The 12,456-nt window shown below is 48.2% G+C and carries 19 protein-coding genes; 18 read left to right on the plus strand and 1 reads right to left on the minus strand.

Translation table 11 applies throughout. The features are described from left to right. The first annotated feature begins 141 nt into the window (after nucleotides 1-141). The 14 genes from FN001_RS14695 to FN001_RS14760 all read left to right on the plus strand — a co-directional run bounded on the left by FN001_RS14695 (nucleotide 142) and on the right by FN001_RS14760 (nucleotide 10,369). Nucleotides 142-597: a hypothetical protein gene (locus FN001_RS14695; protein ID WP_142412341.1), complete on the plus strand. Its 456-nt coding sequence runs from the start codon at nucleotides 142-144 to the stop codon at nucleotides 595-597. 18 nt (nucleotides 598-615) lie between these two features. Further along, entirely contained in the window at nucleotides 616-819 is a 204-nt protein-coding gene (locus FN001_RS14700; protein WP_142412342.1) for an aldo-keto reductase family protein, read from the plus strand. 244 nt (nucleotides 820-1,063) lie between these two features. After that, entirely contained in the window at nucleotides 1,064-1,228 is a 165-nt protein-coding gene (locus FN001_RS18200) for a hypothetical protein (RefSeq protein ID WP_185911955.1), read from the plus strand. Between the two features lie 11 nt (nucleotides 1,229-1,239). Beyond that, nucleotides 1,240-1,491: a hypothetical protein gene (locus FN001_RS14710; RefSeq protein ID WP_142412344.1), complete on the plus strand. Its 252-nt coding sequence runs from the start codon at nucleotides 1,240-1,242 to the stop codon at nucleotides 1,489-1,491. Nucleotide 1,492: 1 nt separating this feature from the next. Beyond that, on the plus strand, nucleotides 1,493-1,801 hold the full coding sequence (locus FN001_RS14715) for a hypothetical protein (protein WP_142412345.1): 309 nt from the start codon (nucleotides 1,493-1,495) through the stop codon (nucleotides 1,799-1,801). 98 nt (nucleotides 1,802-1,899) lie between these two features. Beyond that, nucleotides 1,900-2,421, plus strand: coding sequence for a transposase (locus FN001_RS14720; RefSeq protein ID WP_142412346.1), 522 nt, complete (start codon nucleotides 1,900-1,902; stop codon nucleotides 2,419-2,421). Nucleotides 2,422-2,485: 64 nt separating this feature from the next. Further along, nucleotides 2,486-3,880 (plus strand): phage terminase large subunit, encoded by a 1,395-nt coding sequence (locus FN001_RS14725; protein ID WP_243122051.1) that lies wholly within the window; start codon nucleotides 2,486-2,488, stop codon nucleotides 3,878-3,880. 13 nt (nucleotides 3,881-3,893) lie between these two features. Continuing rightward, nucleotides 3,894-5,861 (plus strand): portal protein, encoded by a 1,968-nt coding sequence (locus FN001_RS14730; protein ID WP_142412348.1) that lies wholly within the window; start codon nucleotides 3,894-3,896, stop codon nucleotides 5,859-5,861. Nucleotides 5,862-5,864: 3 nt separating this feature from the next. After that, entirely contained in the window at nucleotides 5,865-6,203 is a 339-nt protein-coding gene (locus FN001_RS14735) for a ribosomal-processing cysteine protease Prp (protein WP_142412349.1), read from the plus strand. Between the two features lie 59 nt (nucleotides 6,204-6,262). Further along, nucleotides 6,263-7,168, plus strand: coding sequence for a hypothetical protein (locus FN001_RS14740; RefSeq protein WP_142412350.1), 906 nt, complete (start codon nucleotides 6,263-6,265; stop codon nucleotides 7,166-7,168). Nucleotides 7,169-7,173: 5 nt separating this feature from the next. Next, nucleotides 7,174-8,160, plus strand: a complete 987-nt coding sequence (locus FN001_RS14745) for a N4-gp56 family major capsid protein (RefSeq protein ID WP_243122041.1) — start codon at nucleotides 7,174-7,176, stop codon at nucleotides 8,158-8,160. A 9-nt stretch (nucleotides 8,161-8,169) separates the two neighbouring features. Further along, entirely contained in the window at nucleotides 8,170-8,475 is a 306-nt protein-coding gene (locus FN001_RS14750) for a hypothetical protein (protein ID WP_243122043.1), read from the plus strand. 49 nt (nucleotides 8,476-8,524) lie between these two features. Then, the gene (locus tag FN001_RS14755) at nucleotides 8,525-9,490 is read left to right on the plus strand and encodes a hypothetical protein (protein WP_142412351.1); all 966 of its coding nucleotides are present in this window, start codon (nucleotides 8,525-8,527) and stop codon (nucleotides 9,488-9,490) included. Nucleotides 9,491-9,502: 12 nt separating this feature from the next. After that, nucleotides 9,503-10,369 carry a collagen-like triple helix repeat-containing protein gene (locus tag FN001_RS14760; RefSeq protein ID WP_142412352.1) on the plus strand — a complete coding sequence of 289 codons (867 nt, stop codon included), beginning with the start codon at nucleotides 9,503-9,505 and terminating at the stop codon, nucleotides 10,367-10,369. Here FN001_RS14760 and FN001_RS14765 read toward each other — a convergent pair whose 3' ends face one another. Next, a complete protein-coding gene (locus FN001_RS14765; RefSeq protein WP_142412189.1) occupies nucleotides 10,370-10,918 on the minus strand; it encodes a hypothetical protein in 549 nt (182 codons plus the stop codon). It abuts the gene before it with no gap. A gap of 144 nt (nucleotides 10,919-11,062) precedes the next feature. Between FN001_RS14765 and FN001_RS14770 the strand changes: the two genes are divergently transcribed. From FN001_RS14770 to FN001_RS14785, 4 genes are read left to right on the plus strand one after another with little or no spacing between them, the layout of a single operon-like run. After that, the gene (locus FN001_RS14770; protein WP_142412353.1) at nucleotides 11,063-11,470 is read left to right on the plus strand and encodes a hypothetical protein; all 408 of its coding nucleotides are present in this window, start codon (nucleotides 11,063-11,065) and stop codon (nucleotides 11,468-11,470) included. Beyond that, nucleotides 11,467-11,598: an XkdX family protein gene (locus FN001_RS14775; protein ID WP_142412354.1), complete on the plus strand. Its 132-nt coding sequence runs from the start codon at nucleotides 11,467-11,469 to the stop codon at nucleotides 11,596-11,598. The genes FN001_RS14770 and FN001_RS14775 overlap by 4 nt, the downstream gene beginning before the upstream one ends. Nucleotides 11,599-11,612: 14 nt before the next feature. Then, nucleotides 11,613-12,131 carry a DUF2829 domain-containing protein gene (locus FN001_RS14780; RefSeq protein WP_142412355.1) on the plus strand — a complete coding sequence of 173 codons (519 nt, stop codon included), beginning with the start codon at nucleotides 11,613-11,615 and terminating at the stop codon, nucleotides 12,129-12,131. Between the two features lie 23 nt (nucleotides 12,132-12,154). Continuing rightward, complete coding sequence (locus tag FN001_RS14785; RefSeq protein ID WP_142412356.1) at nucleotides 12,155-12,424, plus strand: DUF6275 family protein; 270 nt, start codon at nucleotides 12,155-12,157, stop codon at nucleotides 12,422-12,424. Nucleotides 12,425-12,456 lie beyond the last annotated feature (32 nt).

Here is a 12,456-nt window from a genome sequence, read left to right on the forward strand (position 1 = left end):
GATGCAGTTCTTGGGGAGGTGAACAGGATCCTGGCGGACGAACAGGAAGACATACGCACATATGCAGATAAAGTGTATGAAACATGTGGAATTCGCTACGAGATACAGAGTGATGCAAATTAAGATTTGGAGGAGTGAAGGATGAATAGGATTACGACTAATAACCCTGTCAATGCTATGAGCATAATCGAATTGGCTCATAACTGTATGTATGTGAAAAATCAAGAAGCATGGTATCGGGATCATGATACGGATATTCCGCTTCGGCAGTTGGTCCATAATATGGCGGTGTCCATGAATATCGAACTGCCGGAAGTAGACGATGATGCTTTTGATGATGTGATTTATGAGATGCTTTACTATGGGCTGGAAGAACCAGAAGGAAGACTTGCTCTGTTTTACAGGATGGGGGTGGCGATGGCTGAACTTAGGGAGCATCTGAAGGAGTATGAGGATACAGGAATCGCGCCGGAACAGTATGCGCGAATGGGACTGAATGTGTGGAAATCCACAGCAGATGATGAAAATATCATAGATAATTATGAAGTCTATCAGCAGTCTATTTGGGATCTAATGAAGTACGTGAAAAAAGATTAAGATTTAGTGGAGGATAAAATGAGCAAAATCAAATTATTACCTTGCCGTTTCTGTAAAGGAACAAATATAAAAGTAGAAACGTGGTTGAGTGGAGGAATGATGTACATGGTCAAGTGCAATAACCCGGACTGCCCTGTTCCGGCAGAAGGGTATCCGAAAGGGAAAAGTCCAAATAAAGTAATGGAAGAATGGAACAGAAGACAGGGGACACAAATTAGTTAAACTGAAATTTGATTAAGGAGAACGGGATGAAAGTGAAGATTGAGCCGAGAAAGGCTACTGATCGAGGCGGCTACTACTGCATGCTATTGTACACCAATATCCAGCATGGGAAGCCTGGCTGGAGAATCACACAGTGCCCGGAGTGTGGGGCGAAATGCTGGCGGACGCCGTTGGCAGAGCTCGTAGAAGAGCAGGGTGCTAAAGGATTGTGTACGATGTGTGCACTTAAGAAGGGAGTGGGAGCATGAGAACGAAGAATGAACATAAAGCGCTTAAGAATCTCGTGCATCGAAAGCGTGAAGGAGAGTATGAAGCTATGATTGCAGATCCCAGACCTAAGAGCTGGAGTGCTGCACACCCGGCCTATGAAGGGACCGATGTGAGTTCGAAGAAAAGTACGAAGAAGTAGAGGATACAGTCATGAATGATAACATTACAGCTCGTATAAAATGCCCTTTTTATGTGGCACATAATCGCGGCGCAGGAAACTCTATTACAATTACCTGCGAGAACATAAAGACCAATATGGGGTTCAACGTCAAGAACCGGTTATCATTCGTGAATGAGAAGCAGAGGTTGGACTACATGGAGCTGTTCTGCATGGACATAAAAATGTGTGAACATTGCCCGTACTATGAAGTGATTTATAAAAACAAGTATAAGGAGTGCTGAGATGGGAATCGTAAATGATCTTAGAAAAGAAGTTGAGAAGGGAAAGAGGAAGATTGCAGCAGCGGAGCGGATCATGGAGCTCTGGAAGAAAAAAGCCCGAGAGCAGAAAGCGAGGGCAGATATGGAAGAATTGATTATGACCGCCATGGTACTGAAGAACGGCGGGGATATCAAAGTGGAGGAGAAAGATATTAAGACCGCTGCAGAGCATCACCTGGATGGAAGATTCGAAGATACCGAGGAGGGGAGAGTGTATTTCTATCATGCCCGATCAGACAGTGAGGAGAGACAGGCAGCAGGAGAAAATTGAAACGAGGACTCGGAGCTTATGCCCGGGTCCTTTTCATATGGCGGGAGAAATCCCGCCTTTTTTTAGGCAAAATAGCAGGTAGAGAGGCAGGTGAGATCATGGCAAAAGGGAAGTATGAGAAGTGGTGTAACGATCCGGACAAGAAACTTTTATTGTCCGGATGGGCGAGGGATGGGCTGACCGATGAAGAAATAGCGAAAAAGATAGGAATTTCGCGGTCCACGCTGGCTGAGTGGAAGAAAAAGTATCCGGACATTTCGGACACCCTAAAAAAGGGGAAGGAAATTGTAGATACAGAAGTTGAGAACTCCCTGCTCAAGCGAGCGAAGGGATATACCGCTAAAGTAAAAAAGACCTTCAAACTTAAGAAAATTGAGTACGACAAGACCGGAAAGAAAGTGAAGGAGGAAGAAGTTCTGGAAGTGGGGGAAGATGAAGTCCATATTCCGGCTGATGTGACTGCCATGATCTTCTGGCTCAAAAACCGTTTGCCTGAGAAGTGGAAGGATAAGCGCTTCGCCGTGTCGGATCTTGCGGATGCAGATGACGCGATGCAGACCGGCGTGATCCTGATGGCAGACATTGATGAGGAGGCGGGAAGTGGCAACCAGGAAACCTAAAGCGACAGTATCTCCGCCGAAGAACGTCAATATCATCTGGCGGCCACAGCCAAAGCAGGCGCTCATGATGTCCCGCCCGGAATATGAGGCACTATACGGTGGAGCTGCGGGTGGAGGGAAAAGCGATTATCTGCTGGTGGAAGCGCTACGTCAGGTTAATATTAAGAATTATCGAGGAATCATATTCCGAAAGACTTACCCGGAGTTACAGGATCTGATCGACCGGTCCGATGAACTTTATCGGGCGGCGTATCCGAGTGCGAAGTATAACGACTCAAAGCATAGATGGAGCTTTCCCTCGGGTGCGAAGATTGCGTTTGGAGCGATGCAGTATACGCGAGACCGTAAGAAATATCAAGGTAAGCACTTTGACTTTATTGGCTTTGATGAGCTGACTCACTTTACATACGACGAGTACAGCTATATGTACTCCCGAAACCGTCCGTCAGGCCCAGGAACCCGTGTGTACATGAGAGCGACCGCAAACCCCGGAGGCGTCGGCCATGGATGGGTAAAACAGTATTTCGTCAAGGCATCCAAACCAGGGACACCGATCACAACAGAGGTTGAGATCTTATCGCCGAAAGGCGAGAAAATCAAGAAGCGACGGACGAAGATTTTCATTCCGTCCAGCGTTTTTGATAACAAAATCCTATTGGACCAGAACCCGAATTATCTTGCTTCTCTGGCATTGTTGCCTAAGCAGGACCGGGATGCACTGCTGTATGGAGACTGGGACTCCTTCGAGGGACAGGTCTTTACGGAGTTTATCGATGATCCGGATGGATACCTGTCACAGCGCAACACACACGTGATTGAGCCGTTCCGGATTCCCGATGACTGGCTGATCTACAGGGGCTTTGATTTTGGATACGCAAAGCCGTTTTCTGTTGGCTGGCATGCCGTGGATCATGAAGGATGCATTTACCGGATCAAGGAGCTGTACGGGTGCACTGGGACACCGAATACAGGTGTCAAGATCGAGCCTTCAGAGATTGCAAGACAAATCCATGAGGTGGAGGATGCAGATCCGAACCTTCGCGGGCGCAAGATCATCGGAATTGCTGACCCGTCTATCTTTGATGAGTCCCGTGGAGAGTCCGTGGCCGCAATCATGGAGCGGTGCCGGATCTACTGGTCGCCGGGTGACAACACACGAATTGCGGGAAAGATGCAGTACCATTACCGCCTCGCGTTCGATGCGAACGGAAGGGCGATGTTTTATGTGTTCAATACCTGCAAGGACTTTATCCGCACAATTCCATCACTGACCTACGATGAAAAGCGGGTAGAGGACATTGATACGACACAGGAAGACCATATCTATGATGAATGCCGGTATGTACTGATGGAACGTCCGATATCCCCACGGAAGAACATGAAAGAACATATACCGCAGGAAGACCCGCTAAATATGTACCAACACCCGATCACAAAGGGAAACTATTATAGAATCTAAGGAGAATGAGACTATGGATGTAAGAGATATGCCGACACCAACGGCAAACCAGGAGACTGCGCCAGCACAGACCGGAATCATGCCGGGTGTGGCAAGAGGAACTATAAAGATTACAAATGATGATGCCGGAAAGGCCATGACACTGCTCCAGAAATATAAAGAGCAGAAGAAGAAGCTGGATAACCGACTGATTGAAAATGAAGAATGGTGGCAATTTCACGAGTGGGATCTTGTAAACAGAGGGAAGACGGAAGCAGAACGAGTGGATCCGGAGCCGACATCTGCCTGGATGTTCAACAGCATCATCAATAAGCACGCGGACTTCATGGACAACTTTCCGGCCCCTAATATCCTGGCGCGTGAGGAGTCAGATAAGGACGCTGCAAAGATCCTGAGTGAGGTTGTTCCGTGCATTCTTGATCAATGCGAGTATGAGGATACATACAGCGATACATGCTGGGATAAGATTAAGTCCGGAAGCGGACTGTATGGAATATTCTGGGACAGGTTCAAAAACGGGATCGGGGATATCACGATTAAGAGGTGCGACATCTTACAGATGGCGTGGGAGCCGGGGACAGAGGACCTTCAGGAATCTCCGAACCTTTTTTACCAGAGCTATGTAGATAATAAGATCCTGGAAGCCGAGTATCCGCAGATGCAGGGGCAGCTCGGAGATGGAATCTTATCAGAAATCCAGGACTATCAGGGAGACAATAAGAAGTTTACGGAGGGAAAGAGCCTTGTAACGGATTGGTATTATAAGCGCACGAACATTACCACGGATGCTGACGGAATCCAGCATCAGATCACAACAGTCCATCTATGTAAGATCTGCCAGGGAAAAGTCCTGTATGCAACAGAAAACGACCCCGAAATGGGAAGCGGATTGTATGAGCATGGATTGTATCCGTTCGTGCTTGACACCCTGTTCCCGGATAAGAATACACCGGCGGGCAGGGGCTATATCGACATCATGAAAGACTGCCAGATGTATATCGATAAAATGAGCCAGGGAATCCTTAAGAATGCAATCTTAGGGGCAAAACCGCGCTATTTCTCGAAGGACGGCGGCGGAATCAATGAGGAAGAGTACACGGATCCGAACCGGGAGATTGTGCATTATACAGGGAGCCCGGATGACCTCAAACCGGCGGAACACTATCCGCTGGATGGAGTGTATGTGACGGTACACGCAAATAAGGTCGATGAGCTGAAAGAAACTTCAGGAAATGGAGACTTTGCACAGGGCACGACGACGAGCGGTGTAACGGCCGCTTCTGCGATTGCTGCCCTTCAGGAGGCGGGAAGCAAATTATCCAGAGACATGATCAAGACATCCTATCGGGCACATAAAGCAGTTGTATTCCAGGTGATTGAGTTAGTTCGGCAGTTCTATACCACCTCCAGGGTATTCCGTATTACTGGAGACAATGGACAGGATCAGTACGTTTCTTTTGACAATCAGATGCTGAAGGCGGAACCGATTGAAGAGGACTTTGGGCTCTATCTTGGCGGCCGGAAGCCGTACTTTGATATCAAGATCGTACCGCAGAAGTCAAGTCCATTCACGAAGATTGCTCAAAATGAACTGGCAAAAGAAATGTATAACCTTGGATTTTTCAATCCTCAGTTAGCAGATCAGGCACTGGCATGTATCAACATGATGGACTTCGACGGCAAGGAAGAGGTCGTTCGCAGAATCGCGGAGAATGGAACCCTGTATCAGCAGGTACAGCAGATGCAGGCGTCCATGCAGCAGATGGCGGCGTTGATTGCAGACAGCACAGGAGACACAAGGATCATGGATGCAATGGAAATGCAGAATGGGCAGACAGCGGCTGTTACCCCGTCAGCGACATCGACAAGCCAAACGGCAGCGGAGACGGATGATTTTGGAAATGTGGCCCGTGAGAGTAAGAACAGCACGGCGGGAAAGGCAAGAGAAAGGGCGGCGTCCGCATCCACGCCGAAGGTATAAGATATGACAATCATTCAGATCGAAAATGATCCCGGGCACTACAAGCTAGTTGCCCTTGGGCATGCGGGACGTGTAGAGGGAGAAGAAGGAAACCTGGTGTGCGCGGCGGTGTCCGCGCTTACGCAGGCCTTAGTACAGTTCTGCCGGGACCGATCAAACCGGATAGCACAGTACAATGATCGGATCGGAGACGCAGACGTATTTATTCGTGCATGCACCACAAAGCCGGACCCGGAAATTTCCGGCGCATTCGCTCTGACGGAAACAGGCTTACGGATGCTTGAAAAGAGCAATCCAGGACGGATTCAGATAGTGGGGGGAGAATCTATGCGCACAGAATGATAGGATGTGCACAGAAAGCAGAAAGACGCGTGGGAAAGACCATGGAAAAGGAGACTACCATGAAACTGAATCTTAAACTATTTGATGGCGGAGCAGGTGCAGGAGCGGCAACAGGAGCCGCAGGAAGCGCAGGCACCGCACCGGCGGAAAGCACAAACTCGGGCGTTAAAGAGGGCTCTCAGGGCGCCGCTGAGGGGGCAGAAGGGGAGGAAATCGCCGATCCGAACCAGCCAGCAGAAGATCCCGAAGTACGCCGCCAGGCGTACCGGAATGCAATCGAGCAGTACAAGGACCTTTATCAGGAAGATGTTCAGGGTATCATTGACCGCCGCTTAAAAGGCAGCCGCGAGTCCAAGGAAAAGCTGGACAAAGCGATGGGATTTATCAATATTCTTGGAAACCGGTACGGAATCATCGACGGAAATATTGATGCCATCCAGAAGGCTGTAGAGGCAGATGATGCTTACTGGGAAGAGGCAGCGGCCAAGGAAGGTCTCAGCACAGAACAGTATAAGCACATGAAAAAGCTGGAGGCTGAGAACGCACAGTTCCGGGAAGCAAAGGAAAATGCGGAGCGCCTGCAGCAGCGGGATCAGATGTATGAAAAATGGAACAAGGAAGCCCAGGAACTGTCAAAACTTTATAAGGGCTTTAACCTGAATACAGAAGTACAGAATCCGGATTTCGTGAAGCTCCTCGGAGCTGGAATCCCGATGAGAACTATTTTTGAGACACTGCATCACGATGAGATCCTGTCAGGCGCGATGGCATATACCGCAAAGCAGGTAGCAAAGAAACAGATCGATGCGATCAAAACAGGGCAGAACCGCCCGTCTGAAGGAGCAGCAGGAGGAAGCACCAGTTTCCCGGGAGTGAAGACGATCGAGAACATGACGGGTGACCAGATCAAAGAACTTGCCCGCCGCTCCCTGGCCGGAGAGACCATCGATCTCAGTCACGTATAGGAGATATGAGCATGGAAATCATGATGAACTTAAAACTGTTTGACACACCGTTAAACACAACAGGATCTGCGGGAATGACCGCGGAGATGAAGACCTTTTACTCCAAATATCTGATCGAAAATGCAAAGCCAGCATTAGTTTACGACCAGTTTGGACAGAAGCATAATATTCCGAAGAATGGCGGTAAGACCATCGAATTCAGAAAGTATTCGCCGCTTCCGAAGGCAACGACTCCACTGACAGAGGGCGTTACTCCGGCAGGTAAAGCATTAACGGTATCCACTGTTACCGCAACTGTAAAGCAGTACGGCGACTTCGTACCGTTAACCGATATGCTGTTACTTACCGCAATCGACAACAACCTTGTACAGGCATTGGACCTCTTAGGAGCGCAGGCAGGAGCAACCCTTGACACTGTGACCCGTGAGGTTCTCATGGGCGGTACAAGCGTGCAGTATGCGGAGGGACAGGTTTCCAGCCGTGCGACATTAACAGCAGAGCATAAGCTTACCGTAAAGGCGGTCCGCCTCGCTGCACGTTTCCTCAAGAAACAGAATGCCCCGAAGATCGATGGCGGATATGTGGCAATCATCCATCCGGATATCGCTTATGACATCCAGGATGATCCGGATTGGAAAGAATGGAACAAATACACGACCTCTGACAAGATGTTCCAGGGTGAAATCGGAAAGATTGCAAATGTGCGCTTCGTGGAAACGACAGAGGCGAAGATCTTTGCGAAGGCAGGAGCATCGAACCAGGATGTCTATGCAACACTGGTTTTAGGCGCAAATGCTTATGGAACCACAAACATCGAAGGTGGAGGTCTGGAGACCATCGTGAAGCAGCTCGGATCCGGTGGAACAGAGGATCCGTTAAACCAGCGCGGGACGGCCGGATGGAAGGCAACAAAGACAGCAGTCCGTTTGGTTGAACAGTTTATGGTCAGGATCGAGACCGGATCAAGCTTCTCTGACGGAGTAGAAAACTAGGAGGTACATATGCCAGCAAAGAAAGAAACCGTAGCAGTAGAAGCTACTGAAACTACAGAAACCACAGAGAGTTGCACCGGTGCAACTGATGATATGGTTGAGATCGAGATCTTTAAGGACAGCGACCGTTACAAAGACGACGTAGTAGTAGCGTTAAATGGCAAGGTATACGTGATTAAGAGAGGCGTCCGCGTCAGAGTACCGAGAGCTATCAAGGAAATCTTAGACCATTCCCGTGAGCAGGACCAGCAGACAGCGCTGATGACAGAGGAAATGGAGAGCGATTTCCAGGAGAAATCAGAAAAATACAAGTAGTACAAAGGGCCGCCGAGTAAGCGGCCTTTTTTGGTAAAAGGAGAAACGCATGATACTGATCAAACATAAAGAGATGCTGTTTGCTAATAGAGAGCAGTATATCGCCGCGGCGGGAGATACCAACGCAGCATGCAGGACCTTTTGCCTGCAGAGAGTCACCGTTGACGGTGTGGACCTGGCTGACCTGTCGTTCCGCCTGAATGCGGAGTTGCCGGACGGATCTCCGGACTCCTCATTCCTGGAAAAAGAGATTCGTGACGATGAGATCCTTCTGACCTGGACCATATCGGCAACGATGACGGCACAGCCCGGAACATGCTTTATCAACCTGCGGGCCCATGATGATAATGGAACTGTGAAGTGGGCGTCATTCAAGGCACCGGTGTATGTGGAAGGGACTACTTCTCAGCCGTCCGCAGGTGGACTGTCGGAGATTGAAGAGTTAGAAAGACATATCGATCAGAAGCTTAACCCGGTAGATTCTGCGGAGCAGGGACGCGCAAAAGCAGAGCAGGAGCGGGAACAGGCGGAAAAGGAACGCGTCGCGGCCGACGAGGAGAGGACTCGGAAGACCGACGAGGTGATCTCGACATTCGAGGAGAATATCGAACAGGCGAAGAACTATGCAACAGCGGCAAAGAGCTATGCTGTCGGCGGAACCGGGACGCGTGCAGGCGAGAACAGTGACAACGCGAAAGAATACTGCAGGTTGGCGAACATCGAGAAGGGAAGCGCAGAAGCGGCAGCAGAAGAGACGAGAGCCGCCAGAGATGATTTTATCAAACGGCTGGATGCAGGAGAGTACACGGGCGCTCAGGGACCGAAGGGTGACAAAGGAGAGAAGGGTGACTCGGGAGTGAACATCCCGGGATCAAGCCTCCTTCAGATCTACACGGATCAGGAGGATAGCTGTGCGATTCACTGCGTGTATGATGAATCTCTGTATGAAGCCCCACCAATAAAGTATCGTGAAGCTGACGGTGCGATTCTGTGGCAGTATGACGATGGCAAGTAAAGGAGGTACAATATGGCATTAAAAGACGTAATTATCGGATATGCAAAAGGAGATAAGGGCGATAAGGGAGATACCGGAGAACGCGGAGCAACCGGACAGACCGGGCCGCAGGGGGAGCCTGGAAATATTGCGGACGCAGAGATCACAGACACACAGGGCTTAGACGTGGACAAAGGGGCGAAGACAACCGCCCAGAAGCTATTTGACGCGATCACGGATCGGATTGTAAATAAGCTGGTCAGCAACGAGGCACTGACAGAAAAGCTTGCGTCCTACTTGCTGAAATCAGCCATGAGTAGCACGAATGTAAACAGCACGTCGAATGTCCCAACATCGGCGCTTCTGTACAGCCTGATGTCAGATGTAAATAATAATTTGAGTAACAAATTTATAAATGTTTCCGATAAAGGGTACACTCAGCTGTCTCAGCTCATGGACGTTGGTGCATGGAGTAAGTCGTTTGTGTTTGAGATCCCATACACATCTCCAATCGCTCCTGCAACCAACAATACTGTTGGTATTGCCGAACGGGGAATGCTCCATGCATTTGATTATAGCGGCAAACATTTTTACTGTAATGATTCCTCGAAGGGCTGGCAAGCATCTCCATACGCGTTAAAGAGTGATTTGTTTTCACGCAACTGGATTACTAATCCAAATACTTGTACTACGCCGTTTTCTGTTGTAAACGGATGGAGTCATGATCTTGTAAATGTTCCTGATGACGCAAAAAACACTTGGAATAGCTTACAAACTACCTGGCTTTATCCTACAGATATCGGTGATTTGACAAAAGTGAGATTACAAATTCTTATAACAGGTAATAATACTGTGCACACGAGGATGTATGAAAACGGTAACTTCGAAAACTGGTCATAATTATGCCCAGTCGGACCAAGCACTATTGATGTACAGTCGAGTAAATATCCCGCCACCTTTCTCAATAATAAGTGCTTGCATATGGTTACTTGTTAAATTTCCTGTGCTGCTTGGTCCGTACTCCCATATGTTCAATAAGATTGAATACTTCCCCTTTGCGGCATCAGGAACATTAGTAATCGCAGAGTGCCATCCATTTACAAGACAAAATGGAACAGTACAAGTATTTGGATTTGTTATAGACCCTGAGCTAAACAAATCACTCTTTAAAGCAAGTGGATTCCATTTTATAGAATTCGAACCATTGTTTTGACCGATCATCACTGGCGATCCATCTCCACCTATTGCTAAAGCTCCACCACGCCAATCCGAGCTTTTCCATATAATGATTTCTGCGCCTTCATACTGTTGTGATAAGCCAAGTTCTTGCCCTACTTTGGTATTTCCATTTATGCTAAACCACACAGTCGATCCGTTCGGAATTGCTGTATAGATAGCGTTTGTTCCATCCGTTCCATTATAAGAATAACCGATATTGCACTTACTCAAATTATTATTAACATACCATTTTCTCGGGGCCGGGGACATGGTGATGATTTTGTTGACGCCAACAAAACGAGGGTCATGTCCTCGGCTTGGGGAGAATACCGGCGGCGGGATCAGTATAATGAGGATAAAAGAAAGGAGAAGGCCATGGAAAAACTTAGACTTTTAGATGGAACCGAGTATACGCTTGCAATCAATGGCGTGGCAGAATTGGGTGAGAAGGTGCAGATCAAGGTGGTAACAGAGGACTCCTTGGACAGCATTTATGAAAAGTTCACTGCGGAGAATGCGGCCACGATGACAGTGATCGGAGAGTCCTTCACACAGAAGCTGACAGGATACACTCAGATGGGAAGTAGGGTAACACGAGATACCAATGCCCTCATCGAAGTGAAGTATCCGGAAGCTGCCGAGGAAGAGAATACACCGACCGAGGTCGAAGAGGTCCGCGGCACCATCATTACCTTTGAGATGTGTAAGGAGCGAATCGAGAATAAAGTAGAGCAGAACCGGGCGGATATCGACTACCTGCTGATGATGGAGGAACAGGCATGAGTGAGAATTACGAGAAAGTAAAGTATTACTACGATCACAAGATGTGGAACAAGAAACGTGTGCGTGCCGCTGTTGGCCGCTGGATCACAGCAGGGGAATATAAACTGATCACAGGTGAGAACTATTAAAGGAGAAAGTGCATATGAAATTTTCAGAAGCTTTTAAGGCTATGAAAGCTGGGGCAAAGGTGAAACTTCCCGGTTGGGACGGATACTGGTATTGGAACCCGGAAAAAGAAACGGTTATGATGCAGTGCAGGCAGTCAGATGCAGGACAGGGAAATCTCCTGGATATCAGAGAAACACAGCGTGTAGAATATACACTCATGAATATGCAGTCTGAAGACTGGGAGATTGCAGATGAGCGTAATTGCCCGGTACTGGGTGGCATTGCTACATTTTCATTTGCAGACGCTATTCGCTATCTGAAGCGTGGATTAAAGGTTGCAAGACAGGGTTGGAACGGTAAGCAGCAGTATATTCAGTTAGCAACAGCAATCTCTTATAAATCCGCATCTGGTGAGATTGTAAACTGCGATCATGAAGCCATTGGAAACAAAGCTATTGCTTTTGTTGGCACCAGCGGCGTACAGATGGGATGGTTGGCATCTCAGGCGGACATGCTTGCCGATGACTGGGTATTTGCAAAGGAAAATAAATAAAACTCTACGAGAAGGATTAAGAAGTGGGAAACGAGGAATTCATCAACTTATGTAAGAAGCATGTGGTAGGATATTTCAACGAGAATGCTGATAAGACAGACCAGAAGCAGATCACCGAAGAGGATGTATTTGTAGTGTGGTCCTGTAAAACGCTTCAGAATAACAAGGCTCTTCTCAGTACCACAGTATCCGATGGCATGTACTACGAGCTGACATACAATGGGGACAAGCAGGAGCTGTACCTTGATGCCTATAAAAAGTGGCAGAATATTTGCCTTAAGGTAGAACAGTAAGATACATAAGTATAACGGAGAGGAATCGGGAG

It is taken from the genome of Clostridium sp. Marseille-P7770 (assembly GCF_902143525.1).
GTDB lineage: Bacteria > Bacillota > Clostridia > Lachnospirales > Lachnospiraceae > Pilosibacter.

Bases quoted from the DNA above. Each gene is read 5' to 3' on its own strand.
- FN001_RS14710 (WP_142412344.1), top strand. From the start codon at position 1,240: ATGAATGATAACATTACAGCTCGTATAAAATGCCCTTTTTATGTGGCA.
- FN001_RS14695 (WP_142412341.1), top strand. From the start codon at position 142: ATGAATAGGATTACGACTAATAACCCTGTCAATGCTATGAGCATAATC.
- FN001_RS14725 (WP_243122051.1), top strand. From the start codon at position 2,486: ATGATGTCCCGCCCGGAATATGAGGCACTATACGGTGGAGCTGCGGGT.
- FN001_RS14780 (WP_142412355.1), top strand. From the start codon at position 11,613: ATGAAATTTTCAGAAGCTTTTAAGGCTATGAAAGCTGGGGCAAAGGTG.
- FN001_RS14755 (WP_142412351.1), top strand. From the start codon at position 8,525: ATGATACTGATCAAACATAAAGAGATGCTGTTTGCTAATAGAGAGCAG.
- FN001_RS18200 (WP_185911955.1), top strand. From the start codon at position 1,064: ATGAGAACGAAGAATGAACATAAAGCGCTTAAGAATCTCGTGCATCGA.
- FN001_RS14740 (WP_142412350.1), top strand. From the start codon at position 6,263: ATGAAACTGAATCTTAAACTATTTGATGGCGGAGCAGGTGCAGGAGCG.
- FN001_RS14760 (WP_142412352.1), top strand. From the start codon at position 9,503: ATGGCATTAAAAGACGTAATTATCGGATATGCAAAAGGAGATAAGGGC.
- FN001_RS14745 (WP_243122041.1), top strand. From the start codon at position 7,174: ATGAGCATGGAAATCATGATGAACTTAAAACTGTTTGACACACCGTTA.
- FN001_RS14770 (WP_142412353.1), top strand. From the start codon at position 11,063: ATGGAAAAACTTAGACTTTTAGATGGAACCGAGTATACGCTTGCAATC.
- FN001_RS14750 (WP_243122043.1), top strand. From the start codon at position 8,170: ATGCCAGCAAAGAAAGAAACCGTAGCAGTAGAAGCTACTGAAACTACA.
- FN001_RS14775 (WP_142412354.1), top strand. From the start codon at position 11,467: ATGAGTGAGAATTACGAGAAAGTAAAGTATTACTACGATCACAAGATG.
- FN001_RS14730 (WP_142412348.1), top strand. From the start codon at position 3,894: ATGGATGTAAGAGATATGCCGACACCAACGGCAAACCAGGAGACTGCG.
- FN001_RS14735 (WP_142412349.1), top strand. From the start codon at position 5,865: ATGACAATCATTCAGATCGAAAATGATCCCGGGCACTACAAGCTAGTT.
- FN001_RS14715 (WP_142412345.1), top strand. From the start codon at position 1,493: ATGGGAATCGTAAATGATCTTAGAAAAGAAGTTGAGAAGGGAAAGAGG.
- FN001_RS14700 (WP_142412342.1), top strand. From the start codon at position 616: ATGAGCAAAATCAAATTATTACCTTGCCGTTTCTGTAAAGGAACAAAT.
- FN001_RS14720 (WP_142412346.1), top strand. From the start codon at position 1,900: ATGGCAAAAGGGAAGTATGAGAAGTGGTGTAACGATCCGGACAAGAAA.